19 protein-coding genes are annotated in these 26,109 nt (G+C 62.8%); 10 read left to right on the top strand and 9 right to left on the bottom strand.

All coding sequences use genetic code 11. From position 1 onward, the window contains the following. Window positions 1-13 precede the first annotated feature (13 nt). Entirely contained in the window at window positions 14-661 is a 648-nt protein-coding gene (cysC, locus tag E8L03_RS09025; RefSeq protein WP_208738180.1) for an adenylyl-sulfate kinase, read from the bottom strand. Window positions 662-958: 297 nt separating this feature from the next. Here cysC and E8L03_RS09020 point away from each other — a divergent pair, with 297 nt between their 5' ends. Genes E8L03_RS09020 through E8L03_RS09010 form a run of 3 tightly spaced genes read left to right on the top strand, consistent with a single transcriptional unit; the run spans window position 959 to window position 3,093 of the window. Beyond that, entirely contained in the window at window positions 959-1,648 is a 690-nt protein-coding gene (locus E8L03_RS09020; protein ID WP_171267152.1) for a DUF3426 domain-containing protein, read from the top strand. 15 nt (window positions 1,649-1,663) lie between these two features. Continuing rightward, on the top strand, window positions 1,664-2,641 hold the full coding sequence (locus E8L03_RS09015) for a nitroreductase family protein (RefSeq protein ID WP_244963703.1): 978 nt from the start codon (window positions 1,664-1,666) through the stop codon (window positions 2,639-2,641). A gap of 2 nt (window positions 2,642-2,643) precedes the next feature. Continuing rightward, complete coding sequence (locus E8L03_RS09010; protein ID WP_144233556.1) at window positions 2,644-3,093, top strand: DUF1499 domain-containing protein; 450 nt, start codon at window positions 2,644-2,646, stop codon at window positions 3,091-3,093. A gap of 66 nt (window positions 3,094-3,159) precedes the next feature. On the opposite strand, the gene E8L03_RS09005 is transcribed toward E8L03_RS09010, so the two are convergent. From E8L03_RS09005 to uvrC, 6 genes are all read right to left on the bottom strand, one after another. After that, the gene (locus E8L03_RS09005) at window positions 3,160-4,539 is read right to left on the bottom strand and encodes a glycosyltransferase family 4 protein (protein ID WP_167512291.1); all 1,380 of its coding nucleotides are present in this window, start codon (window positions 4,537-4,539) and stop codon (window positions 3,160-3,162) included. Between the two features lie 501 nt (window positions 4,540-5,040). Next, window positions 5,041-7,806: a hypothetical protein gene (locus tag E8L03_RS09000; RefSeq protein ID WP_171267151.1), complete on the bottom strand. Its 2,766-nt coding sequence runs from the start codon at window positions 7,804-7,806 to the stop codon at window positions 5,041-5,043. Window positions 7,807-8,036: 230 nt separating this feature from the next. Further along, a complete protein-coding gene (locus E8L03_RS08995; protein WP_171267150.1) occupies window positions 8,037-8,591 on the bottom strand; it encodes a hypothetical protein in 555 nt (184 codons plus the stop codon). Beyond that, a complete protein-coding gene (locus E8L03_RS08990; RefSeq protein WP_144233560.1) occupies window positions 8,588-8,980 on the bottom strand; it encodes a hypothetical protein in 393 nt (130 codons plus the stop codon). Before E8L03_RS08990 ends, E8L03_RS08995 begins: the two co-directional genes overlap by 4 nt. Beyond that, complete coding sequence (locus E8L03_RS08985) at window positions 8,980-10,530, bottom strand: glycosyltransferase family 39 protein (protein ID WP_167512292.1); 1,551 nt, start codon at window positions 10,528-10,530, stop codon at window positions 8,980-8,982. The genes E8L03_RS08990 and E8L03_RS08985 overlap by 1 nt, the downstream gene beginning before the upstream one ends. Before the next feature lie 260 nt (window positions 10,531-10,790). Beyond that, window positions 10,791-12,872, bottom strand: coding sequence for an excinuclease ABC subunit UvrC (uvrC, locus tag E8L03_RS08980; RefSeq protein ID WP_171267149.1), 2,082 nt, complete (start codon window positions 12,870-12,872; stop codon window positions 10,791-10,793). 324 nt (window positions 12,873-13,196) lie between these two features. Here uvrC and E8L03_RS08975 point away from each other — a divergent pair, with 324 nt between their 5' ends. The 3 genes from E8L03_RS08975 (at window position 13,197) to E8L03_RS08965 (ending at window position 17,210) form a co-directional block, all read left to right on the top strand. Further along, complete coding sequence (locus E8L03_RS08975) at window positions 13,197-14,801, top strand: outer membrane homotrimeric porin (protein ID WP_144233563.1); 1,605 nt, start codon at window positions 13,197-13,199, stop codon at window positions 14,799-14,801. A gap of 161 nt (window positions 14,802-14,962) precedes the next feature. Beyond that, the gene (gene hisD, locus E8L03_RS08970) at window positions 14,963-16,282 is read left to right on the top strand and encodes a histidinol dehydrogenase (RefSeq protein ID WP_171267148.1); all 1,320 of its coding nucleotides are present in this window, start codon (window positions 14,963-14,965) and stop codon (window positions 16,280-16,282) included. Between the two features lie 31 nt (window positions 16,283-16,313). Beyond that, window positions 16,314-17,210, top strand: coding sequence for a phosphoribosylaminoimidazolesuccinocarboxamide synthase (locus E8L03_RS08965; RefSeq protein WP_171268459.1), 897 nt, complete (start codon window positions 16,314-16,316; stop codon window positions 17,208-17,210). Between the two features lie 179 nt (window positions 17,211-17,389). Here E8L03_RS08965 and E8L03_RS08960 read toward each other — a convergent pair whose 3' ends face one another. Beyond that, the gene (locus E8L03_RS08960) at window positions 17,390-18,259 is read right to left on the bottom strand and encodes a B12-binding domain-containing radical SAM protein (protein ID WP_171267147.1); all 870 of its coding nucleotides are present in this window, start codon (window positions 18,257-18,259) and stop codon (window positions 17,390-17,392) included. Window positions 18,260-18,451: 192 nt separating this feature from the next. Between E8L03_RS08960 and E8L03_RS08955 the strand changes: the two genes are divergently transcribed. The 4 genes from E8L03_RS08955 (at window position 18,452) to E8L03_RS08940 (ending at window position 24,386) form a co-directional block, all read left to right on the top strand. Then, window positions 18,452-20,554, top strand: a complete 2,103-nt coding sequence (locus tag E8L03_RS08955; RefSeq protein ID WP_171267146.1) for an acyl-CoA dehydrogenase family protein — start codon at window positions 18,452-18,454, stop codon at window positions 20,552-20,554. An 82-nt stretch (window positions 20,555-20,636) separates the two neighbouring features. Beyond that, on the top strand, window positions 20,637-22,493 hold the full coding sequence (locus tag E8L03_RS08950; RefSeq protein WP_216367957.1) for a 4Fe-4S ferredoxin: 1,857 nt from the start codon (window positions 20,637-20,639) through the stop codon (window positions 22,491-22,493). A gap of 31 nt (window positions 22,494-22,524) precedes the next feature. Continuing rightward, window positions 22,525-23,328 carry an electron transfer flavoprotein subunit beta/FixA family protein gene (locus E8L03_RS08945; protein WP_144233567.1) on the top strand — a complete coding sequence of 268 codons (804 nt, stop codon included), beginning with the start codon at window positions 22,525-22,527 and terminating at the stop codon, window positions 23,326-23,328. 38 nt (window positions 23,329-23,366) lie between these two features. Further along, window positions 23,367-24,386, top strand: a complete 1,020-nt coding sequence (locus E8L03_RS08940) for an electron transfer flavoprotein subunit alpha/FixB family protein (protein WP_171267145.1) — start codon at window positions 23,367-23,369, stop codon at window positions 24,384-24,386. An 83-nt stretch (window positions 24,387-24,469) separates the two neighbouring features. On the opposite strand, the gene E8L03_RS08935 is transcribed toward E8L03_RS08940, so the two are convergent. After that, complete coding sequence (locus E8L03_RS08935; RefSeq protein WP_171267144.1) at window positions 24,470-25,822, bottom strand: dihydrolipoyl dehydrogenase family protein; 1,353 nt, start codon at window positions 25,820-25,822, stop codon at window positions 24,470-24,472. Window positions 25,823-26,109 lie beyond the last annotated feature (287 nt).

Here is a 26,109-nt window from a genome sequence, read left to right as displayed (position 1 = left end):
CTTTCTGGCGGCGTCAGTCTTTGTCGTTTTCAAACACGAAGCATTCGTCGAGTCGGGAAAGAAAGCCCAGGCTGTGCAGTCGCTTGCGCCAGGCCAGCTCCTCCTCCATAAAGCGCTTTGCGTCTTCGGAGTTGCAGTGATCCGGCTGTACGCCCAGGCTCTGGAGGTGCTCCTCGATGACCCTGGTGCTTTGGGCTACTGTCTCCGTGTCCGTATGCACGTGGATGTCGGGCGGGTCCGGCGGTTCGTACGGGTCGGAGACGCCAGTGAAGTTCTGGATCTCGCCGGCGAATGCGCGCTTGTACAGCCCCTTTGGGTCCCTCTGGGCAACGACATCCAGGGGGCAGTCGCAGTAGACCTCCACATAGTTCTCGATGAGCCGGCGATTGAGCGCGCGGATCTCGGCATAGGGCGAAATGGCCGCGACCACGCTGATGACGCCGTTTTTGTTGAGCATATGGGAGAGGAAGCCGATGCGCTTGACGTTGATGTCGCGATCGCGTTTGGAGAATGAAAGCTCCTGGCTGAAGTTGGAGCGCACGATGTCCCCATCGATGAGCTCCGCCTTGAGGCCGGCGCTTTTGAGCGACATGAAGATGTTTCGTGAAAGGGTGGTCTTGCCGGAGCCGGAAAGACCTGTAAACCAGATGGTGTAGCTCATAGTGGGATGAAGTTTCTTTGTTGCCGGGATCGCACATGGTAGAGGCTGTTCTGAATGCCTAGCCCGATGACGGCATGGTTGCAAGAGGGGGGTATAATTTCGGCATGAAAAACGCATAGTATTTCGCGCTGGATATTTTGGCGCGGAGTTGATTGAATGACGCGGAGCGGTCACCCCGTTGGTGTTTCTGCCCATGATACGAAGGAAGTCCAGGAGATACATGCAATGTCCATGTCAAAGTCGATGCGGCCGGCTTGTTTTTTGATGATGAGGTTACTGGCATGCGCCGTAGCGTTGATGCTCGTCGCCTCGTGCGCCGCCAGAAAAGAAGGACCGGCCTGGGAAGAGCCTGAAAAGCCCACGGCCGAAGCGCCGGCCCAGGAGCAACCCGCCGTGCAGCAGCCGGAGACCCCGGCCGCGCCGGGTGAAGCTCCGGCCCAGACTCCTCCGGAGGAGGCGGAAGCCCAGCCGGCCATTCCGCAGCAAGATGAAGAATCCCAGAACTACAAGGACTTTACGTTCCGAAACGTGCGCCAGTACTTCGTGATGAACGACCAGGAAGGGCGCATTCTGGCCGTAGAAGGCTTTGCGGTGAACCACTCCACCGCGCCCAAGGACTTCATCACGGTGGAGGCGTCCCTCTTTGACGACGCCGGCACCAAGATCGCCAGTAAGCGATCCGTGGCCGGGGTCACGGTGCCTGTCTCGCAGTTGGAGACCTTTTCCAGCGAGAATCTGGAGAGCCTGCTCCACGACGAGGTCGGCATCTTCATGACCAATGTGAACATCGCGCCCGGCGGAGAGGTGCCGTTCATGGTATTGTTCTACAACCCGCCGGACGGCGTCAGCGAGTTCGGCGTAAAGGTTGTGGACGCTCAGGATACAGAGGCCGACCAGGGCGAGCCCTCGCAGCCGGCCGATGACGGCGATCCCATGCAGCCTGCAGCCACCGGTATGCCCGGCGCAAGCTCGCCCGTGGTGCAGTAGGACGGAGCCAGGTTCATGATACGCACCGCAAGATCCGCCAATCCGATGACGGCGACGATCGCGCGCAAGCAGTCCGACCTGCCCGGCGCAGTGACCACGGTCATCGACCAGGATGCGTGCATCGGCTGCGGCATGTGCGTTCGCGTCTGTCCGTCCAAAACTTTGACCATGGTTGACGGCAAGGCCGCCGTCACCGGGGAAACGTCGCTGCAGTGCGGCCATTGCGAAGCCATCTGCCCGGTAGGCGCCGTGCGGGTGGGGGCGCTGGACCGCGAGCTCGAGTCCTTTGCCGCGTTCCAGGCGGAGCGCCAATGGTTGAAGCCCGGCACAGGCGGCCCGGAGGAGGCCAAGCGGCTGGTGCGGCTCATGGCCTCGCGGCGTTCCTGCCGCAACTACACGGATGAGCCTGTTTCCCGCGAGACCCTGGACGATCTCATCAAGATCGCCGTCACCGCGCCGTCCGGCACCAACAGCCAGCGCTGGACCTTTACCGTACTGCCCACGCGCGACGCCGTGTTCAAGCTGGGGGATCGCCTGGCGCAGTTTTTCGCCAAGCTGAACGCCATGGCCGAAAAGCCGTGGATGCGCGCCGGGCTCAAGCTGGTGGGCCAGGGCGAGCTGGACGAGTACTACCACTCCTACTACCACGCGGTGGAGGGTGCCCTGGAGGAGTGGAACGAGCAGGGCGTTGACAGGCTGTTCCACGGCGCGCCGGCCGCCATCCTCGTGGGTGTTTCACCCGGAGCGAGCTGCCCGCAGGAGGACTGCTTGCTGGCTACGCAGAACATGATTCTCGGCGCGCACGCCCTGGGGCTCGGCACCTGCCTCATTGGCTACGCCGTGGCGGCGATGAAGGAAGATCCCGGCATCGCACGCGATCTGGGCCTGCCCAAGGGCGAGGTCGTGCACGCTGTGGTGGCTGTGGGCCATCCGGATGAGAAGTACCGCACCGTATCCGGCCGGCGCACGCCGCTGGTGAGGATGGTGGAGTAGCCATGCGAGGCGCGCGGCTGCTTATCGGCGTGGGGTTCGCGGCTGCGGCCGTGCTCCTGGCCGTTGCGCCGGTCTACGCCGCATCGTTGGACCCCTGCCCGCAGAGCCCCAACTGCGTCTCCAGCGTGGAGCCGCCGGACCGGGAGAATTACATCGCGCCGCTGGCCTTTCAGGGGCCGCCGGACGTAGCCTGGAAAGTGCTCCAGGAGACCCTGCCCACCATCGAAGGGTTCTACGAAATCCGCTGGGCCGGAGTGGAGATGCTCCACGCCGTGTTCAAGACTTCCTTCTTCGGCTTCAAGGACGACGTTCAGTTTCTGGTGGACGCGAAGCGCTCCGTGATTCAGGTCCGTTCGGAGTCACGCATCGGTTGGTTCGATTTCGGCGTGAACAGGGACCGGCTGGAGCGGATCAGACGCGCTCTGCCTCCGCCATTTGTCCACGTGCCGTAGCGGCCGTTCCTGCTTGCTGGCCGTTTTCGTGAAGAGGGAAGGTCTCGGAAAGGATCGCGCGCGTTGTCAGCAGCCTCCGCGCAATTTTGGCAGTCGCCGCGACAGTGATTTGAGCAGCTGGTTCCACGTAAGCAGCAGATAGTTCTGGTACGATTCGCTCTCGTGCTTGGGCATTGTCCAGCGAACGATGACTCCGTTGCCCAGAGACCACTCCCGTTCGCTGCGCGGGGCATCCGGGTGCAGCGGTTGCTCTCTGGTCCATTCCAGGTAGATGCTGCCGTATTTCTCCACGCGGACCGTGTCGAAGTCCAGGTCGCATACCCCTCGTTGCAAAAGAGTCAGCGCCTCATACTCGGTTGATACCCGTTGCAGCCGCCGGCACATGAAGTCCGAGAAGCTTGCCAGGTATTTCATGTGCGCGCGGTTGCCCAGAATCCGCGGCAAGCTTTCGCGCGTGTACAGCCTGAGCAGCAGAATAACGAGCCCGAGGGCCAGGATACCGATCAGGATTATGTATATTCTATATAGCTCATGCCGGGGGCCAAGCACCATGGCCAGGGTGAGGGCGGAGAGCAGGGCGCTGAAAAGGTAGAGCAAGGCGACAACACGCCGTGGTCTGCCCAGTGCTTCCATGAGTCGGTGATGGATATGGTCTGTGTCCGGCTGGAAGATGCGCCTGCCGCTGATACTGCGGCGGATGATGGCGAAGGAGACATCGAGCAGTGCTATGCCGAAGGGCATGAAAGGCACCAGAATCATCGTCATCATGCCGGAGCGCTGGCCAGGGCTGGTGGCTGCCGAGCTGGTGGCGAGTGTGCTCAGCAGGAAGCCGAGCATCAGGCTGCCGCCATCTCCCATGAAGACTGATGCCGGCGGGAAGTTGTACCGCAGAAAGGCCAGCAGTCCTCCGGAGACGCCGAAGCCAATGACGGCCATGAAGATGTCCCCCTTGAGCAGGCCGATAATGCCGCTGACCAGAGCGGCGAAGAAGCAGATGCCTCCGGCAAGACCGTCGAGGCCGTCGATGAGGTTGACGGCGTTGGTAATGGTCAGCACGGACAGGGCGAAGAAAATTTGCCCGAACCAGCCAAAGTGTACGACGCCGACAAAAGGCAGGGTGGCGTTCTGGATGGTGTGGCCGCCGATCAACAGAATGGCGATGCCGACCAGCTCTCCCAGCAGTTTGGAGTGCCAGTCCATGTGGCGTCTGTCGTCCAGGGTTCCCAGAGCGGCAATCCATGTCGTCCCGATAAGCAGAGAGAACAATGCCTTGTAGTCCGGATGCATGAATCCGGGCGGCCATTCACTGAACACGAGGAAGAACAGCAGAAAAGAGAGCAGGACTGCGCAGTATATAGCTGCGCCTCCGAGCAATGGGACAGAGCCGTTGTGGCAACTGTGTCCGCCCGGCTGGCACATGAATCCCCAGCCCGGAGCCTTGCGCATGACGCATTTCAAAGAGACGTAGCTGGCGGCAAAGCCCGCAACGCCGACGCAAAGCATTATGGAAAACAACGAAAGCAGGCTCATGAATATGCGGGGCTAAAGAGAGTTGCGCGTCTGGGGAAATGCATTCGCCAAGGAATTTCCCAGCAACGGCGCCCCGTAGGGGGGGTGCATCGCAGAGAGCCCGATTTCCCTGTCGGCATAATGTGGCGCAGGTCTTCCCGCAGCAGAAAATTCCAGTGCATTTGTGTGCATAGTTCGCTTGATCGGGTTTCCGTACGCTCGCAAGAGTATTCCTTGGGCGGAACACCTGAAAATCAGTTAATCATTAGCCCGGGATGTTGTCCAGAAGGAGGCGAGCAGCACAGGCAGCTCTCCAATCAATGACCGTGCTCCTTTTTCAATACGCAGGAGTGAGGCTTTCATGCAAGACTCTTTTGCTCTGTGAAGGTGCTTTTACTTTATCTTGACCTTCACGGAGATATATCACGGAAATGTGAATTATCCGAAGTAGCGAAGAACAAGCAGATATAGGCTGGCAACGTGTATAATTGCCCCAAAGGCAAGAGCCGCCGGTTTGGTCCAGCGTCGAAGCATGGCAATGGAGGGGGGGGCAAGCCACAGCAGCAGTGCAGCGGTTATAGCGGACGGCAGAACCACATAAAATCCCGGATTATAGACGGCGGCTTTGGGTAGACCAACCAGCAGTTCGGCGGCCACGAGTGCGAAAAAAATGCAGGCGGCCAAGGCGAGAATGTAGGCCGGCCGGGGCGCAATATCCCTGATGGTCCAGCCGGGTCCGGCAAAGAAGCGCGCCCACAATGCAAGGATGCCGGCGCAGATCACCGGCGCCAACAGCGTGAATGCGGCATATGGCACGAGCAGGGGCACGGGCAGGGTCGGGAAAATCCACGTCCAGCCGGCCATGTACAGGCAAAATCCGCCTGCGGCCAGAGCGCTCCAGGTGATGAGCAACTCCAGAGCGGTGCGCAGACGGCGGCTCTGCAATGTAGGAATGTGAGGAGCGGGCTGGCGCCCGGTCCATATGGCCGGGGAGAAGCCTGCCCAGGCAACGCTGAGGAGAAGCATATAGACGCCGGTGAGGTAGCGTCCATGGACATTGGGGATGTTGCCCCGGACGCCAATGGAAATCATGACAATGATCAGGATGCCGGCCAGCAATGCGCCCGCAATGGTGCACAGCAGACGGATGGCCCGAGACGGTTGCGAGAGAACGCTGACCAGGGCCGCCAGAAGACCAATGCCGGAGACCCCGGCCAGAAGGCGCACCACCCACGAAGCAAAGAAGCAGTCATGCCAGCCGAAACCGGACCAGAAAGTTTGCGAGAGCATGATGTCGGGCTGGCGGAAGGTGAGCAATGAGAAGAGGCCGCGGATGGCGATATCCATGTACTCACGGATGCCTATCGAAGAGATTACATTGGGAACAGAAGTATACAGCTGGAAGGCAGTATGCAGCAACAAGGCTGCCAGGAAGGCTGCGGCGAGGCCAGCGGCCCAGATAGCCGCCGTGTCCGCGGCCTTGCGCATCCAGGCTCCCCCGCGGCTTATCCCATACTCGATTGCGATGCACACAGCGGCAATGACGACGCAGATTATGATCAACACAGTGGGATCGTTGAGCTCGCCGGCCAGCGATTGGGGCATGCCCATGCCTCCCCCCACCTTGACCATGGCCTGACCGATGAACTTGAGCTCCGGGGAATCGGGGAAGAGCAACAGCGGTGAAAATCCGGCCAACAGCCCGATCCAGTACGTGGCGGCTGCGCCAACCGAATCGCTTCTGTCTCCGGCGGCGATAAGCAAACGGCCGGCGGCCATGAAGGCAATCCAGGCGAACATGGTCGCGCCATTCGTGGAGGCAAGCAGCATGAACGCACCGGTGAGCCCGATCAGGATACCGCTCCACTCGCACCGTCTGCCGCGAAGGAACAGCCCGAGAGAGAGTGACCCCGCCACGGTCAGTCCCTGCATGTAGAACGCATAGTTCGAGACATGCATGGCAAAGAACGGCAGCGTAGGCACGACGAACAGAAAGAGTGGGAAGAGACGCCTGCCGGACGGCGCCAGGGCACCTATGAGCAACGCGCCGAGGGCGCACGCAAGAGACCAGAGCACACCGTTGAGAAGGCGCAGGCACAGCAGGGCGTTCGCCGCGTCCATCTTTCGGAGCAATGGGCCGAGGAGCTTCCAGTAGATTGTAGTCAGCGCCGATCGCTGCTCCATGCCGGATTCAGATACATGGTAGCCCTCCATGGAAGCCGGCTTCCACGGCATGGGGTATGGAGCGTCCATGTGTTCCGGGAGAAACCGCGCATTTGGGTGGAAGTGGATACGTTCAAAATGGCTGTATCTGGCAAGATCACGGGCGCTCTGCGCCAGCTCGGGCGTGTCCAGCACCTTCGCGACCGCCAGAAAGTGATCGGGCTCGTCAGGCGCCTGGAAGGGCGGAACGAGCACCGCATAGCTTATGGAAAGGGCCAGGGATAACGCGCCGGCTGCAATGGCGTTCCGTTGACGGTATGTGGTGCAGAGCACTAATCCACCCAGGCAGAACAGGGCTATTGCGCACCCAGCTGTCAGGGGGGCTATCCATTTCAATGACGGCAGCGTCCAGATGGCTGCAATCTGATCCACAAGGCGGATAGTGTCGGGCGTCGGCCTTGTGACAAAACAGCCCAAGGGCGAGGTCGTCTGGGTGCCTGTCAGGGGGGGCAGCCCTATCGTATGGGGCTGTTCATTCGGGGTCTTCGGGGCAACCAGCCCGATGGTGCCAGGTGCATTGAGTGCAATGGTCAGCGTGGCGTTGTACGTTGTGTCTGCATCCAGCTCCTCGTTACAGGAGGAAGTATCCAGAACGAGATTGCCGTCATCGCGCAAGACACTCTGGTGCGACTTGAACTGGCAAAGCGTGCCCTCCAATGAGAGCGTTGCCGTGTCCAGGGGCAACATGCTTTTACTCAGGGTTATGGGGAGGATGATGCTGCGTACCCGGCTCCAAGGGGCGGGAAGCGAGAGAGTCAGAGGCGTCGAGAAGCTTCGAGGCCCGGAGCTTTGCAGCAGGTATGGTTGACGCTCCGTTGTGAACGGACTCGTTTCGACAAGCTTGCACACTGTGCGTGTGCTCAGGAGAAGGAAGCAGGATGCCGCCAGCACAAAAGCGGTCAGGACGATGGTCGTCAGACCGAGAGGGGAGGTGATCAGAGCACGAAGATTTTTGAGACTGGTTGAGTTATTCTGCAACATCCTGAACTCTTATAAAAAAGGCTCGACTGGGGCCGCGCCGGACAATCCGGCTCGTCCCAAACCGGAAATACGAAAGCGGTGCATGCCAGCGAGCACTCAGATATAAATTATACCACTTGGCGTGCAGAAATGCCATGGTGGTGTTTACGATGGTCGAATCGGTTGTTCTCCTTCGCCATCGTTAAGGAATTTCAAAAAAGCCGCTGGCGAATGCATCACTAGCGGATAGCCTAACCGTCTGATCCATAGACTTCACGAAACCGGCGTTTCTGTTCCCGCCAGAGGCGCTTGGCTTCCATGCGGAGCTTGACAAAGTTGGGCAGGGTGAGCGGGCTGAAGAACAGCTCGTAACTGGGGTCCAGCAGCAGGCTCACGGATGCTGTATCCGGGAAGATGTTCGTGTCCGAGCGCATCCAGGGGCCGCCCTGGCGCTTCAGGGAGACCCAGAGCCGCTGCTCCAGGCCGGTGTTCTCGCCGGTTCCTTCCATGCGCACGATGCCCCAGCAGTAGGAGCCGCCCAGGGGCGCGAGGTCGCGGAGCTCCGTGGACATGACCTCCTCGGCACGGTAGCCGATGGTCTTGCCGTACAGGTCGGCGGCCTTGAGCATGGCCTGGGGGTACTGATCCGGAGCAAAGGATTCGAGCCCGTTTAAAGGGTAGATGTAGCCGTTGAAGAACAGCGTACCCACGAACGGAACGAGGATGGCGAGAAGGACCAGGACACCGGCGATGCGGGCGATGCGGACGCCTGTGCGGGAACGAGGAGTGTTGCTGGATCGGCTCATTGCTGCTTCCGCTCCATGACTTTGTTGTACTCGCGTTGCATACGCTCGAACTTGTACGTCATAAACCGCATCTTTTCTTTGGCGAGCTCCATCCGCGCGATTTCTTTGCCTTCAGCAGTGTTCAATTGTTCAAGCGTAATGCCCAGGCGGCGCAGGGTTTCCGGCTGCTGCCTGAGCTCGTCGATGTAGGCCATGGTGGCGTTGACCATGGTGGCGGTGCGTTCGGAGTATACAAGCTGGCGGTGCGAACTATACGTCTGTCCCCCCCAGAATGTCTCGGGGATGACGCGCTTGGCCATCTTGGGGGAGTTGACCATGCCCAGGAAGAAGACCGTGAGCAGAAAAATGATGACGCCGGCCTTGAGAAGGATGGTTCGCCGTTTACTCATCAGCTTCCCTCCTTCGCGGATTCCTTGCGCTTGTACACGACAAGGTGCTGGTACGGCTCTCCGTAGGGGATGAAGCGATGGTAATAGGGGTCGGGCCTGTCACCGAACTCCTCATCCGCGCCGTCCAGCACGATCTTCTCATAGTCGTGCTCCAGATCGAGGCCAAAGAGTGCTACCTGATCGGAGCTTACCAACGTGCCGGCGCGGCCCGTGCGGGAGATGGCGCGTTTCAGCACCCAGTCCGGGTCGTGGGCGAACTCCGGGTTCGCCTTCTGCAGGCCGCCCATCACGTGGAAATCGGTATAGAACTGCAAAGGCAAATCGCCATAGGTGATCAGAATAGTGTCGCCCTTCTTGGCGTTTTTCTGGAAGAAATCGATGATGTTGGCGTTGACGTCCGGATAGCCGTGCATCAGCTCCGTCAGGAACAGGCGGATGGGCGGGTTGCTGTACGTAAGCATTGTGGTGTCGGAATGCCATCTCCGGTTGGACATGCCGAGCCAGTCCAGCGGCTGAATGTAGAGCCAGTTGGTGAAGATGAGCAGGAAACCGAGCAGCACGCCGGCCACTCGCTGCCACTTCCAGAGCCGGATGATTGTCCACGCGAAGAGGAAGGTCACCAGCGGGAAGAGGTGCACGATGTAGCGGAAGAAGCGCTGCGGAATGAGCGTGAGCATGGCCACGTTGATGAGAATGACGATGAAGCTGAACGCGGCCCACCACTCCTTGCGGTCGTCCAGCTGCGGGGTGCGCAGAGAGATCGTCTTGCGGAAGCGCCACACGTAGGCCGCGAACAGCGGCAACGGCAGCATGAAGTGGGTGAGGTGGTAGAAGTACTCCTCGGTGTTGGATGGAATGCGCGTGAAGTCGAGCATGCCGCCCTGCTTGCCTATGCCGTAGATGGCGAAGCCGGGGAGGATGATCACGGCGCCGGAAATCGCCATGGCCAGGAGCACCCGGAACGGCGGCAGCTTGCGGTCCAGCAGAAATTTGGCGCCGAATACGGCAGGGCCGTAGCTGAACAGCAAGAGATAGTTCGAGTGGAACATGAGGCCGAACGAAAGGCCGGCCACCAGGCCCTGGATTGTGTTCGGCTTTCGGGAGACAAAGGCCGGCAGACTGGTGAGCATGAACAGCGTGCCCAGCGAGTAGTAGCGGTTCTGCCGCATGTACAGGAGATATGGAATGCACACCGCCAGTAACAGTGTGGCGAGTATGGCAAGCCATCGGTCCTCTGGCTCCGGGAAGTAGTGTCGTATCAGCAGGTACGTGAGCACCAGGACGAGCACGGCCACGATGGCGAAGGGCATACGGCCGGCCGTGGTGGTGCTGCCGCCCAGCCACTGTCCAAAGGCGGAGACGTAGATCTGCAGCCACGGCGACCATGTCCAGATCATGTTCTCGCCGTATTCGCGGCCCTCTTCCTGGGAGATGATGTTGACGCCGTCCGTGACCTTGGGAACGGAGTACTTGAGCACGTTCTTGGCCAGGCAGGCCGTCTCGGCCTCGTCCTGCCAGAACGGGCGCGCGCCCAATTGGTACAGAAGCATGAATGCGCCGAGGACAAGGATCGCCAGGAATATGGGATCCTTTAAAAAGCGCAGGGGCGTAGACGATGTTTTAGGCTGCATATCGGGGGTCATGGCGTGGGTTCGGAAAAAAGGTTCCGCCGCTATGTATGAGGCGAATCGGACGCCTGCCTCTAGCACCTCCGGTGCACAATGTCGAGCCTCGGACCATTACTCCTTGGTCAGGGCGCTTGAACGCCTGGCCTGCGATAATTCGGCAGAAGATGCGGACGCGGCGGTTGCTACACCAGGCCCTGGAGCTGCTCGTGGATTTGCTTTGCGCGCTTGGCTCCCAATCCGGGAATGGCCTCCAGGTCGGCCAGGTCGGCCTCGGCCATGGCCTGGACCGAAGGGAAGGCGTCCCACAGCAGCCGGGCCGTCTTGGGGCCCACGCCGGGAATCTGCAGCAGCTCGCTCTGCAGCAGCTTTTTGCGGCGGGAGCGGCGGTGCCGGCCAATGGAGTAGCGGTGCACGGCATCGCGAATCTGCTGCAGGAAGAGGAGCTCCTGGGAGCCGGGGGCCAGCGGCGCCGGGTTCTTGCGGCCCGGCAGATAGATGACGTCCTCCAGCGCGTGGTTCACGCGGCGGGTGAACCGGCCGTCCGGGTCGGCGTCCTTGGCCTTGGCGATGGAGGCCAGGGGCCAGAGGCCGGGCTGACCAGCCTCTTCCAGGGCTCGCTCCACGGCGCGGAGCTGCCCCTTGCCGCCGTCTATGAGCAAGAGGTCCGGCCATGGCGGACCAGACTCGATGCGCCGTTTTGTCCAGGCGGCGAGCACGGCGTAATCGTCGCCGCCGCCTTCCTCGTCACTGAAGGCGTAGACGCGGTAGGCGTCCTTGTGCGGCTTGCCGTCCTCGTAGACCACCACGCCGGCGCGGGTCTCCTGACCGCGGTGGTGGGAGACGTCCACGGCCTCAATGCGTTCCGGCGGACGGGGCAGGCGCAGGGCCTTTGCCAGGCCGGGCAGCAGGGGAGGGCGCCGCTCGATCAGGGTGTCCTCGCGGGCGTTGGCGCGGGCCATGGCCAGGAGCTTTTTCTCCGTGGCATTGCGCGGACCGGTGATGCGGACGTGCTTGCCCCGGCGCTCGGCCAGCACATCGGCCAGGGCAACGCTGTTGCGCGTGGCATCAGGCTGGAGCAACTCCTGTGCATCGGCGGACAGGGCGCCTTCATCGGGTACTACAAGGTGTTCTTCGGGAAGCAGGGGGCTTTCGTCCGCAGCCTGCTCCGTGAGCGGCGGTTCCTGGGGAGCGGGCTCGCCGGGCTGGTGCGGTTCTTCGCCCTCCGGCGCATCATTATATAAAGGGATGGCCGCGCTCCGCTCCTCGTCGCCGCCTCGCAGCAAGGCAGGGTCCCACGGCAGCAGCAGCGTCTCGGGCACGAAGCTGCCCGGCGCGTAGAACTGGGTCAGGAAGTTCTCCAGCACCTCGGGGCCGTCCTCCAGCGAGAGACCGGGGAAAAAGAAGTTCTTCTTGTCCAGCAGCCTGCCCTGGCGCACAAAGAGCAGGCCCAGGCCCAGCCCTTCCTCCACGCCGGCCAGGTTGACCACGTCCATGTCCTGCTCGCCGGGCAGTACGGCCACCTGCTTCTCCAGAGTGCGCAGCACGGCGCGTATCTGGTCGCGCAGCTCGGCGGCGCGCTCGAAGTCCAGTGCCTCGGACGCGGCGGTCATTTCCTTTTCCAGGGAGCGGACCAGCTCGCCGGAGCGGCCGCCCAGCAGCATCTCCACCTTGCTCACCAAAGCGGCGTACTCGGCCGGGTCCACAGGCCGGGCGCAGGGCCCCAGGCACTGCCCCATGTCGTAGTACAGACACGGCCGCACCCGGTTCTTGAACACGGACTCCTTACAGCGGCGCAGGGGAAAGACAGAGTGGATGGCCTTCCAGGCGTCGCGGGCGGACAGGGCCGAAGTGAAGGGACCGTAGTACACGGCGTTGTCCTTTTCCACGCGCCGGGTGAGGTAGAGCCGGGGGTACTCGTTGCTCTTGTCGAGCTTGAAGAGAACGTAGGATTTGTCGTCGCGCAGGACGATGTTGTAGCGGGGCCGGTGCTTCTTGATGAGGCTGGCCTCCAGGAGCAGGGCTTCCTTCTCCGTATCGGTGACCAGGAAATCAAGGGACCGCGCCTGGGCCAGCATGGCGCGCGTCTTGGGCGTGTGCGCGGCGACTGCGCGGAAGTAGGAGGCCACGCGGGAGCGCAGCCGTTTGGCCTTGCCCACGTAGAGGATGCGCCCGCGGGAATCCTTGTAGATATAGACGCCTGGGGCCGTGGGCACGCGGGAAAGATCAATGCCGTCGGGTGAGGTGGTGTCGATGGAGAGGGCCATGGCGAGATGTATATAAGGACTGAGTCCGGAGTGGTCAAAAGAATTGAACCGGCGGGCGTCAGAAAATTTAATCTAGAAAGAGTGTAGAGTTTGCCGAGAGTTCTTGCGAGATGTCATGCGTATAACAATCTGAAAAGATTGATGGTGTCTGCATTGTGGTTGGGGCGGGCCAAGAATTTGTACCGTAAAAAATTTTAAACCCACGTCAAAAAAACGCCAAAAACACCTTGCAAAGAGAAATGCAGGCGCGTAAAAGGGGTCTCGGAAGGTAGTTATGGATGATGTGTCAGGTCCTTTAACAGCAAAAGCAATAGGAGAAGAGCTGTGAAAAAAATCATTGCTCTGGCCCTCGTGGCCGCCTTCATCTTCTCTGGTGCTCTGTCTGCGAGCGCTACCGAGATCAAGGCAAAGGGTGAATTCCAGTTCACCTTCGGCTACACGGCCAACCCCGACCTGTACGACAACGGTTGGGACCAGCAGTCTGAGGACGGCTTCTACGCCTCTCAGCGTACCCGTGTCCAGGTTGACTTCGTGGCCAGCGAAATGCTCCGCGGCGTCCTGTACTTCGAAATCGGCACCATCCAGTGGGGCCGTTCCACCGGCCCTGGCGGCGGTGACGGCGGCGCCCTGGGCGCTGACGGCGTCAACGTTGCCACCAAGCGCGCCTACATCGACTTCATGGTTCCCGACACCGACCTCATGTTCCGTGTTGGTATCCAGGGTCTGGCGCTGCCCCAGTACATCGCGACCAACCCCATCCTCGACGACGACGTCGCCGGTGTTGCCGCTGTGCTGCCCATCAACGACATGTTCGGCGTGACCGCTTTCTGGGCCCGCCTGTACGACCAGGATGCCAACGGCGTTCTGCGCAAGAACTCCCCCGAGGCCGACGAGATGGACGCCTGGGGTCTGATCCTCGGCATCACCGGCGACGGCTGGGAACTGTCTCCCTACGCCATGTTCGCTTCCGTTGGTCGTAACGTTATCGCTGGCGACCCCGCTTTCAGCGGCCGCGTTGCTGGTAGCGCTCCTGCCAGCATCCTGTCCCCGGCTGCCCTGCTTGGCCAACAGGCTTATGTTGCCAACCTGACCGCCAACTACCTGGGCACCGGTGCCGACTACTACTATGACGGCATCATCCGCGACGATTCCTACTACCCCGCGTGGTGGGTTGGCCTTGGCGGCCAGGTCGACATGTTCGATCCGCTGGTGATCATGTTCGACGCCGCGTACGGTTCCGTCGAAGCCAGCAACTCCATTGCTGACCGCGCTGGTTGGTACGCTTCTGCCGAGATCGATTACAAGCTCGACTTCGCCACCCTGGGCTTCATGGCCTTCTACGGCTCCGGTGAAGACGGCAACTGGAGCAACGGCTCCGAGCAGCTGCCTGTCGTTTCCTCCGGCGGTTGGGGCATCACCACCTTCGGTTTTGATGGTTCCACCCTGGACAACGCTGGTAACGCCTTCTCCGACGATCCCGCTGGTAAGTGGGGCCTGGAGTTCTTGGTTAAGGACCTCACCTTCATCGAGGACCTGACCTCTCAGATCCGCGTGCTGTTCATGAAGGGCACCAACGATCCGGCTTCCCGCTACGTCGTCGGTTTCCCGCAGCTGACCAACGCCATCTTTGGCTACAAGGGCAACGCTGCTGCTGCTGCTAACCTGACTGCTATGTACGCTGCCGTTGGTTACCCCTGGGCCTTCCAGGGCAACATGAACTTCCCCGGCGCTGGCGTTCCGAACATCCAGCTGACCACGGAAGACACCTACTGGGAAGTCAACTTCGACCACCAGTACATGATCTACGAGAACCTCGCAGCTATCCTCGAGCTGGGTATGTTCGACGTGGATTACGGCAACGACACCTGGGTTCACAACGACACCAGCACCGCCTGGAAGGCCGTTTTCGGACTCAAGTACAAGTTCTAGTAGTCTGATCGTACTTACCTGACAGTCATCCGGGTCGGGGCCTTCGGGCCCCGGCCTTTTTTTTTGCGCCAGGCTGGCGTGCTCGACACACTGGCCCACACTCGTGTACCAATCTCCTACTTTCATCCGCATGAGAATTTCTTCACTGAGGAGCCCGAATCATGGCCATCAACCGCTGGCGATATCCGCAAGAGATATCCTGGAATGATATTCAAGACCGCCTCGCCGGCCGAATGAATCCCGAAAACGTCGTGGAGGAGCGCGTCCGCGCCATCCTTCAGGACGTTGCCGACCGCGGCGACGACGCCGTGGCTGACTATACCCGCCGCTTCGATTGCGATACCTTCGAGCCCGCCATGCTGCGCGTGCCCGAAGACGAGATCGTCCACGCTCTGGACAGCACCGATCCGCAGTTCATCAGGGATATGGAGATCGTACGCGAGTCCGCCGGGCGCATCCGCACCTTCCACCAGGCCCAGAAGGAACGCTCTTGGTGGACCACCAGCCCGGACGGCACCATCCTCGGCCAGATCGTCAACCCCGTGGACCGCGTGGGCCTGTACGTGCCGGGCGGCCAGGGCGGCGAGACCCCGCTCATTTCCAGCCTGCTCATGAACGCCGTGCCCGCACAGGTGGCTGGCGTGGGCCGCATCGCCGTGTGCAGCCCGCCGCGCAAGGACGGATCGCTCAACCCATACATTCTCGGCGCCGCTAATATCCTGGGCATTACCGAGGTCTACCGCATGGGCAGCGCCTGGGCCGCCGCGGCCTTTGCCTACGGCACGGCCACCATCCCCTCCGTGGACGTCATCGCCGGCCCCGGCAACATCTTTCTGACCACGGCCAAACGCTTGCTTATAGGGCAGGTGGGCATCGACATGATCGCCGGCCCCAGCGAGATCTCCGTGGTCGCCGACGGCAAAGCCGGCAAGCCCGCCTGGGTCGCCGCAGACTTGCTCTCCCAGGCAGAGCACGACGCCCTGGCCTCGGCCGTGTGCATTACCTGGAACGAATCTTTTGCCAACGAGCTGGTCAGCGAGCTGGACGCTCAGACCGAAGCCCTGCCGCGCTCGGACATCGCCCGCCAGGCCCTGGAAGACTGGGGCGCGGTGGTCCTGGTGCCGGACGAGGCCACGGCTGTGGAGCTCGTCAACAAGATTGCGCCCGAGCACCTGGAGCTGATGGTCGAGGACCCCTGGTCCATGCTCGGCAAGATCCGCCACGCCGGCGCCATCTTCATGGGCACGCACACCCCGGAGCCCGTGGGCGACTACTTTGCCGGCCCCAACCACGTGCTGCCCACCAACGGTACGGCGCGGTTCTCCTCGGCCCTGTCCGTGGCCAGTTTCTGCAAGAAATCCAGCGTCATCGCCGCATCGCCCGGCTACCTGGATGAGCACGGCGCAAAGGTCGCGCGCTTCGCCCGCCTCGAAGGTCTGGAAGCCCACGCCCGTAGCGTGGAAAGTCGTTTTAAAAAGTAATTATTCAAGGAGCATATACGTGAGTACGCGTATGGATGTCGTAACCCGGACGGAAATCGCCGAGTACCCCCTCATATCCCGCGGCAAAGTCCGCGATATCTACGCCATCGACGATGACCGCCTCCTCGTGGTTACCACGGACCGCATGTCCGCCTTCGACGTGGTGATGAACGAGCCCATCCCCCACAAGGGTGTGGTGCTCAACAAGATCACCATCTTCTGGATGCGCCGCTTCGAGGATATCGTGCCCAACCACCTGCTGGAAACCGAGGTGGCGAGCTTCCCGGAACCGCTGCACAAGTACGCGAGCCAGCTCGAAGGCCGCGCCGTCATCGTCAAGCGCGCCCAGCCCCTGCCCATCGAATGCATCGTGCGTGGCCATATCACCGGCTCCGGCTGGAAGGATTACCAGAAGACCGGCGCTGTCTGCGGCATCCCGCTGCCCGCTGGGCTGCTTGAGTCCGCCAAGCTGGAAACCCCGCTGTTCACGCCGTCCACCAAGGCCGACCTCGGCCAGCACGACGAGAACATCTCCCTGGACAAGGCCATCGAGCTGGCCGGCGCCGACCGCGCCGAGCAGGCCCAGTCCATCGCCCTGGCTCTGTTCAGCCGCGGCCGCGAGCACGCCGAGTCCAAAGGCCTCATCATCGCCGACACCAAGTTCGAGTTCGGCATGGTCGGCGATACCCTCACCCTCATCGACGAGGTCCTCACTCCGGACTCCTCCCGCTTCTGGCCCATGGACGGCTATACGCCCGGCCAGTCCCAGCCCAGCTTCGACAAACAGTACCTGCGCGACTACCTCTCCACCCTGGACTGGAACAAGGAAGCCCCGGCGCCGCCGCTCCCGGATGCCATTGTGGAACAGACCCGCGCCAAGTATATCGAGGCCTATGAACGCCTGACCGGCGAGACGCTGGGATTATAGCTGGGATTGTAAGGATACTATGGTGGTTGTGGCATGGTGGACGCTGTCCCCCGTGGGCACGAGAACCGAGGGCTTTGCCCTCGGGCTCCCACCAGGGAGCATCGCTCCCTGGACCCAGATCTGGGATCCAGGGGAACGGTGTTCCCCTGGCCGCCGGAGGCGTCTTTAATTTAGACAGCCTACAACCGCCGCTGCCACTCCGGTTTCAGCTCTGTCTCTCCGGCCAGCGCCGCATCAATAGACTGAAGGACTGCGTCTTTTTCTTTGGGGAAGCGGGCGCGGAAGGGCAGGTGGTTGGAGCCGTGGTTGCACAGGAAGAGCCCGCGCGAGAGGTTTGTGTGTGCGACGAGGGTGCGCAGCTCGGCCAGGAGTTCGTGGGCGGTGCACTGGGTGAAGCGGTCGGCCTGCCAGTCGTCGTGCAGGGGCGTGCCCGGCACGAGCATCAGGGAAAGGGCCGCGGCCTGCTCCGGGTCCAGTGTGGAGAGCGCTGCGCCCGTGGCCTCGGCGTGGCGTGTGGAGCCTTCCGGTCCGGCCAGCCCCAAGAGGACGGTGACGTTGAGCTTGAGCCCGGCAGCCTTGGCCCGACTGGCCTGGGTGAGCTGCTCGGCCACGCTCACGCCTTTGTTCATCCGTTGCAGCAGAGCATTATCTCCTGATTCCAACCCCATATAGATGATGTCGAGACCGAGCGCCTTGAGTTGTGTCAGTTCGGTGTCGGTTTTGGTGGCAAGAGAGCGCGCACTCGCGTATGATGCGATGCGGCGCACCTGTGGCAGTCTGTCGCGGATGGCTGTGAGGATCGGCTCCAGCCGGCGCATGGGCAGCACCGTGGCGTCGCCGTCCATGAGGAAGAGCCGGCGGTGTCGCGGCAGGTGTGCGGCGGCCCAGTCGATGTCCGCCATGATCTGGTTCTGGTCCTTCACCCGAAAGGGCTTGCCCTGATAGGCGCCGCAAAAGGCGCATTTGTTGTGGGAGCAGCCCAGGGTGACTTGCAGAAGTATGGAGTCCGCCTCGCTGGGCGGCCGGATAATAAAGCCTTTGTGGTCCATGGATGTATGCTATGGCCGCTTTGGACTGCTGGCAAGGCTGGAAACACGGCGCAGAGGAGGCCGATCTACCCAAAAGCTGTCATTGACGCGGGAAATTGATTCCATTATGTGCCTGGGGTACCCATCTCCAGGCGCGCGCGAGAATTAGCGCGCATTCTCCAATTCAAGAACTATCCCAAGGGATGAGAACGTATGGAAAGACTCCGCACCCTACCCGGTGACGACGTCCGTCAGATAATGTGGCGCTTCGCCGACCGTTATGATCTGCAAATGGTTGTCCAGTCCTCCCGCTCCGTTGCGCGCACCACGGCAGCACGCCTGGTGGCGGACGGCGCCCGCAACACCCACGAATGGACTCCGGAGAAAGCCGAGCTGCTCAAAGCTTTTGACGCCTCCGGTCTGACCGGTATGTTCATGGAGCCGGAGCAGGGCGGTTTCCTCGCCGGACCTAAGAACCTGGCCATGTGCCTGGTGGCTTTCGAGCTCTCCTGGGTCGATGGCGGCGCGGCCACCTGCAACCTGGCTACGGATCTCGCCCTGGCGCCCATCCACGAGCGCGGCACCCAGGAGCAGAAAGACTACTACATGTCCAAGTGCGTGCCCCCGCAGCCCGGTGAGGACCGCGAGGTCTGGCGCGGCGCGTTCGCGCTGACCGAGCCGCTGCCGTACGTGGGCGTGGACACCGGCGTGGTCTCCGGCAAGGTCCGCATCGACGAGTGGAAAGAGGGCGAGGAGCCCATGCTCCAGGTGGAGAAGCGCGGCCGCTTCATCACCAACATGGCTTTTGCCAACTTCGTGACCGCGGCGGTGAACACCGACGATGAGCGCATCAAGAGCTCCTGCATGGTGATCCTGGAGGAAGGCGACGAAGGCACCTACGATCCCGGCGCGCCCACCCTTAAGATGGTGCACCAGCTTTCCGCCACCAACGACCCCGTCCTCTCCCTCAAGGTGCCGGCCTCGCGCATCATCGGCGGCTACACCGTGCAGGACGGCATGATCGTGCCCAACTACAGCCACGGCGAGATCATCGCCGCGGTGTTCCAGCGCACCCGCATTCCCGTGGGCGTGATGACCTCGGCCAAGCTGCTTTCCGCGGTGGAGCCCGTCATCCGCTACCAGCGCGGCCGGTTCCGCGGCGGCGAGTCCAAGCCCGGCACCCCGCGCTACGAGCTGGGTCTGCAGCAGAACGAGGACGCCAACCACCGCCTGCTGGACGTCTGGTCCACGGGCGAGTCCATGGCCTCCCTCGGTTTTGCCGCCGGCCGCATGGCCGATGATTTCGATCCGATCGAGAAGGAAAAGGAACGTATCTTCGCCGAGCAGGAGATCAAGGGCCCGCGCGCGCAGATGAAGGCGCTGAAGCCCAAGGAGCAGGACGCCATCGAGATGATCCAGCTCCGCGCCAAGCCCGAGGGCGATCGCGACCAGGCCCGCCTGGACGCCCTGGAGGCCGACCCGCTGGTGCAGTATTCCTACCTCTCCGCCATGTCCAACGTGTACATCCCGGCCTGCAAGCTCTGGAACACGGGCTACGGCTGCCAGATGATGCGCGAGGCCGTGGCCATGATGGGCGGCTACGGCATCACCGAGGACTGCCCCGGCTTCCTGGGCCAGAAGTGGATGGATGCCCAGCTCGAAGCCACCTACGAGGGCCCCGAGGTCGTGCAGCGCCGCCAGCTGGCGCTCTCCATGACCGGCCCTGTCTTCGCCGCACAGCTCACGGCCTGGATCGACGAGCTGAGGCTCCACGCCCAGGAGACCCCCGGCCGCGGCCACTGCACCCTGGCCACTGCCTTCGAGCTGTGGGCCTGGACCGTGGAGCATCTTCAGAGCGCCAAGGACCCCGAGGGCAAGCCGCTTATGCACGGCCGCCGTCAGGGCGTGACCTTTGCGCTGGCCGACGCGCTGGCCTGGCTGGTGGCGGTGAAGTGCTTTATGGATGATGTCGATGAGCTGGCCGAGAAGGGTCCGATGAACGCCGTGGTTGCGGAAGGCCTGGACGCGCTTGTGGACTTCTTCGGCGACATGGCCACCTGGCAGGCTGCCCGCGCCGCCGGCGAGGCAGGCCGCGTGGCCGCCGACCTGGTGTTCGGCTACATCCTGCATCCGGACTGCGCCGGCGAGTGCTGCAGTGCGGACGCCGCCGGCAACCTCTTCGAGGGGGCCGAGGCGTTCTACGCCCTGCGCCGCAAGGTGGACGCCGCCGTGGCAGGCGCGCGTCTGGCCAAGGACCGCGCCGCCGCCGATCTGACCAAGGTCATGATCCCCGAAGCATTGGACTATCCGCTCTAAGAGACGCGGGAACCACATAGACTCTACAACAGCCGGCGCCGCCCACCTCGCGGCGCCGGCTCCATCATCGGATACGTTTCGTATGGAGAATCAAGCACCCGAGACGCCTCGCGCATCCATGGACGTGGATATCGTCTGCGTGGGATTCGGCCCGGCAACGGCCGCTTTCCTCACCCATCTTTCCCGCGCCCTGGTGGACGAGAACGGCCAGCCCCTGGCGGACTCCAAGGCCATGCCCGGCATGCCGCCGCAGGTGATCTGCTACGAACGCGCCGACGACATCTCCTTTGGTGTCTCCGGCATCGTGACCAAGGGCCGCGCCATCAAGGCCTCCTTCCCGGACCTGGACCTTTCCCAGATCCCCATGGCCGCGCCGGTCACGGAGGAGAAGGTCGTCTACCTTCAGGACCCCATCGGCGCCAGCCGCAAGGGCTCCGGCATGAAGGCCTTTGAGAAGATTCTGGGCCTCACCGCCAAGAAGGACGCCCAGGGCATGGAGCTGCCGTTCATCCCGGACTTCCTGGCCAAGCACGAGGGCTTTGTCATGTCCATGGGCCAGTTCCAGCAGTGGGTCGGCTCGCAGGTCATGGGCTCCGGCCTGGTGCAGGTCTGGCCGGGATCGCCGGTTGCCGAGCCCCTCGTGGAGGGCAAGGCGGTCAAGGGCGTGCGCCTGGCCGACCAGGGTGTGGACAAGCAGGGCGAACCGGACGCCGCCTACATGCCAGGCATGGACATCCATGCCCAGCTCACTGTGCTCGGCGACGGCCCGTACGGCCCGGTGGGCCGCCAGCTCGATCGCAAGATCGGCACGCCGGACGGCCACCATGCGCGCGACTGGGCCGTAGGCATGAAGATGGTGGTGGAGCTGCCTCAGGGCTGCGAGCTCAAGCCCGGCACCGTGCTGCACACCATCGGCTACCCCGAGCCTGAAATTTTCGGATTCCTCTACGTCTACCCGGACAACATCGCCTCCCTCGGCATCTTTGTGCCGTCCTGGTTCGACTCCCCGGTGCGCACCGCCTACCGCTACCTCCAGCACTGGATGATGCATCCGTACCTCTGGCGCTATCTGGAAGGCGGCACCATGCGCTCCTGGGGCGCCAAGTCCCTGCAGGAGTCGGGCAAGCGCGGCGAACCCTTCCTGGTTGGCGACGGCTACGCGCGCATCGGCGAGGGCTCCGGCTCCACCAACGTGCTCACCAACTCCGGCGTGGACGAAGCCTGGGCCACAGGCTCCATGCTCGCCGAGGCGGTCATCGAGCTCATGCGCGAGGGCAAGGAGTTCACCAAGGAGAACCTGGAGCAGACCTATGTGAAGCGACGGCGCGAGAGCTGGGTGGAAAAGGAATCCACCATGGCCGGTAAGGCGCGCGACGGCTTCCAGAAGGGCGTGCTCCAGGGGTTCATCGGCACGGGCATGACCGGCTTCACCAAGGGCAAGCTGAGCTGGCCCTCGCAGATAAAGAAGCCGTACGAGCGCATCCCCACTCTGGAGAAGTACTACGAGGGGCGCATCCCGGCCGACGAGATCGAGTCCATCCGGCAGGAGACCCAGACCAAGGGCCTGCCCCTGCACAACGCACTGATGACCCGCGCCGGCTGGCCCGAGATTCCCTACGACGGCCAGCTCCTGGTCTCACACCAGGACGCGCTGCTCATGGGTGGCAAGGTGCAGGCCGCGCCTGGCTATGCGGATCACGTCCGATTCGTGCGTCCCGAGACGTGCGAGAAGTGCCGCGAACGCGTGTGCATCGAGGCGTGCTCCGGTCAGGCCATCATGTCCAACCCGGACGGCGGCGTACCTGTCTTTGACCGCGAGAAGTGCATCCATTGCGGCGCCTGTCTCTGGAACTGCTCCAAGGCCCATCCCACGGACCCGGAGCGCACGAATGTCGATTTCAAGGCCGGCTCCGGCGGCCTCCATTCCGTTGAAAACTGACCAACTCCGATACCAAGGGAGAACCAGCGATATGAGTTACCACATCGTCGTCTGCGGAAGCATCGTTCCCGATCCGCTGCAGACTCTCGAACCCGTCACCGGCCCGCAGGGGCCGGCGCTCAAGAACGAGATGATGCTGCCCGCGGTGCTGGACCCGTGGGCCGGCCATGCCCTGTACGAGGCTGCGAACCTCGCCAAGAACGTGCCGGACTCCAAGGTCTGGCTGGTGAGCCTGGGCCCCAAGGCCAAGCTCCAGCAGGTCATGATGAACGTGGCCCAGAAAGTGCCCTTCGAACTCGTGGTGCTGGACGGTCCGTCCGGCGGCTTTACCGAGGCTGAAGAGGTTGCGGCGCATCTGGCCAAGGCCATCGAGTCCATCGACGGCCTGGACAAGTCCAAGCTGCTGCTCTTCGGCGGCTGGCAGTCCGCCTCCCGCGGCACCGGCGCCGTGATGCAGATTGTGGGCGAGACCCTGGGCATCGTCGATCAGTTCCAGGGCGTGGACAAGCTGGAGCCTCAGGCCGATGGCTCCATGCAGGTGAAGGAACGCATGGAAGGCGGCAGCTATCTCGTCTCCACGCTGTCCGCTCCGCCGGCAGTTTTCGGCTGGGCCACCGGCACGCTGCCCGAGCCCCCGAACAACCCCCAGGTGGGCATGCAGAACATGCGCTTCATCATGCCTGCGATCCAGAAGGCGCAGCCCGCCCAGGTGGGCGCCGCCGGCGTGGAGTTCAAGTCCGTGGAGCTGCCGGCGCAGCGCCGCGAAACCCGCGTGGTCAAAGACGTCCCTGCGGCCGATATCGCCCGCGAGATCGTCGACTGGATCAAGGGTTAACAGCAGAAATTACTGAAGCTTTCAGAAAGGATATAGCTATGAACGCGATTCTTTTCCTCGCCCATACCGACGGCCAGGGAGCGCTCCCCAAATCCGCTCTGGAGACCCTGACCGCGGCCGCCGAGATGGCCCAGGCCACCGGCGCTGCGCTGCACGTGGGCCTGTTCGGAGCCGATGTGGCCTCCGCGGCCAACGCCGTGGCCGGCTGCGGCGCCGCCAAGTTTTTCGGCGTTGCCGATCCGGCGCTGGCGCTGCCGCGCTACACCTCGGACGCCGCCGCTGCCGAGGCCTTGTGCAAGGCCAGTGGTGCGGAGTTCGTGCTTGCCCCGGCCACCAGCCGCGTGAGCCGCTTTTTGCCCGGCGTGGCCCATCGCCTGGGCGGCGCCGCCGACACCTACTGCACCGCCATCACCGTGGATGACGGCAAGCCTGTGGTCACCCGCTGGTACTACCGCCAGCGCATGAAGGCGAACATCACCCGCGAGCAGAAGCCCTGGCTCGTCACCGTTGGCGGCGGTTGCTACGCTGCCTACGAAGGCGCTGCCGGCGAGGCTGCCCTGGAAACGGTGAGCCTGGACATGCCGGCGAGCAAGACCGAGGCCAAGAGCATCGAGGCGCCTTCCAGCGACACGCAGACCATCCGCCCCGAGGCCGAGATGCTGCTGGTGGCCGGCGCAGGCTGGACCAAGAAGCAGGCCGGCCAGAGCCGTGTGGACGAGGCCGAGTCCCTGATTCTCGGCTTCCTGGACAAGACCCAGGCCTCCCTGGGCTCCTCCAAGTCGCTGGTGGACCTCTCCGGCGAAGGCCAGGCCGTGCTCAACTTCCTCACCCACCTGCACCAGGTCGGCCAGACCGGCGCGACCCCGCGTCACCCCAAGGGCCTTGCCACCTGCTGCCACGGCGAGGAACCCCACGTGGTGGGCTGGCGCTTTGTCAACGAGCGCCGCGCCATCAACCTGGACCCGGGCTGCGGCTGGGCGCACGGCAAGGCCGACGTGCTCTACGTGGCCGACGCCTTCGAGGTTATGCAGGAAGTGAACAATCTCCTCGCGGAGTAAGTTCACACCATAGGTACTATCTAATGAGAAAGGCCGCGCTTCCCTCGGGAGGCGCGGCCTTTTTTGTGTTTCGAGGGCTGGTCCTACTCCTTGACCAGATACTGGATGTAGTACCCGCAGGTGGGGTAGGCCCAGTAGGTGGAGTGGAGCGTGTCCAGGGAAATCCTGTTGCGGATGGCCATGGCAAAGAGGTTGATCATCTCCTCGGCGTTGTGGCCCAGGATGTGCGCGCCCAGAATATACTCCCTGTTCGCGTCGAGAATGACTTTGGACCGGCCGTATTGCTCGCCTAGCCGCTTCCAGGGAAACTTGCTCGGCAGGTCCTGCGTGATCACAGTGTGCGGGATGCCCTGCTTGGCGGCCTGGGCTACGGTCAGGCCACAGGCGGCCAGCGGCGGCAGGGTGAAGCAGGACGTGGGGATGCCGGTGTAGTCCGCCTTTCTGTTAGCGGCCGGGTCCAGCACGTTGGCCACGGCGACCTCGGCCTCCAGCACGGCTGTGGGCGTGAGCTCGTACGGCGTGTCCGCCACGTCGCCCACGGCCCAGACCTTGGGGTTGGAGACGGACTGCATGGTGGGCTTCACCTGCACGCCCTTGGGCCCGGTCTCCACGCCGGCGGCCTCCAGGTTCAGGGTCTCGATGTTGGGCACGCGGCCCGCGCAGTTGACCACGGCATCGGCAATGACGGACTCGTTGCCCTCCTCGCCATAGCAGACGCGGAGCCTTCCGCCATTTTTATCCACGAATTGGACAGGCGCGTTGAGGAGAAGGGTGATGCCGGCGTCGCGCATGGCCTGCATGAGCAGCCCGGAGAGCTCGTTGTCAAAGCCGCGCAGGATGGCGTCGCTACGCTGCAGCACGGTGACGCGGGCCCCGCAGTAGTGGGCGATGGCGGCGAACTCCATGGCGATGTAGCCGCCGCCGACGAGCACTATGTGCTCGGGCAGCTCGTCCATGTCCAGGAATCCCGCGTTGTCGATGAGGTGCTCCGCCCCGGGGAAGGAGAGAGGGCGCGCCCGCACGCCGGTGCAGATGAAGATGTTGTCCGCGGTCAGCTCGCGGCCGTCGATCTCTACGGAGTCCGGACCGGTGAAGCGGCCGCCCCCGGTGAGGGTGGTGACGCCTTCCTGGGAGTAGGCCTTGAAGGCGCGCTCCGGTATGGGCTCGGTAAAGGTGCGCTTGAAGGCCATGAGCTCCTGCCAGTTCACGCTCGGCTTGCAGATGATTCCCTTGCCCTTCATGTGCGCGGCCATCTGCGAGAGGTCGGCCGGGCCCAACAGCACCTTCTTTGGGTTGCAGCCGGTGAGCGGGCAGGTGCCGCCGTACGGCCCGGAGTCGGTCATGGCGACATTCAGTCCGGCTTTTGCCAGGCGCGAGGCAACGCCGCCGCCGGCAGGTCCGGCTCCAAGTATAAGTGCATCGTAATGGTCTGGCATCGCAGGAATCTCCAGTACGGGAATGTGATGGCGAGTGGGCGCCAGGGGTGGATTGATGCGGCCATGGTACCGCATTGCCGAGTATCCCGAAAGGGGGGTGGACAAATCTTCGCAGGGCTTTACCTGACCAGTATGACACGGTAGGTTCTGCTCCAAGGAGTATCCGCATGAGTGAACTGTATTCGCTGCTTATCCTCGTCGGCGTGGGCGTCGTGCTCTTCGGCATTGTGCTGCCCAAGCTGGGCGTCAAGGGCGGCTGAGGCCCGGCCAAGGGCTGCAGTTGGCAG

The organism is Oceanidesulfovibrio marinus (assembly GCF_013085545.1).
Lineage (GTDB): Bacteria > Desulfobacterota > Desulfovibrionia > Desulfovibrionales > Desulfovibrionaceae > Oceanidesulfovibrio > Oceanidesulfovibrio marinus.
This window is presented reverse-complemented; position numbering and strand designations above follow the sequence as displayed.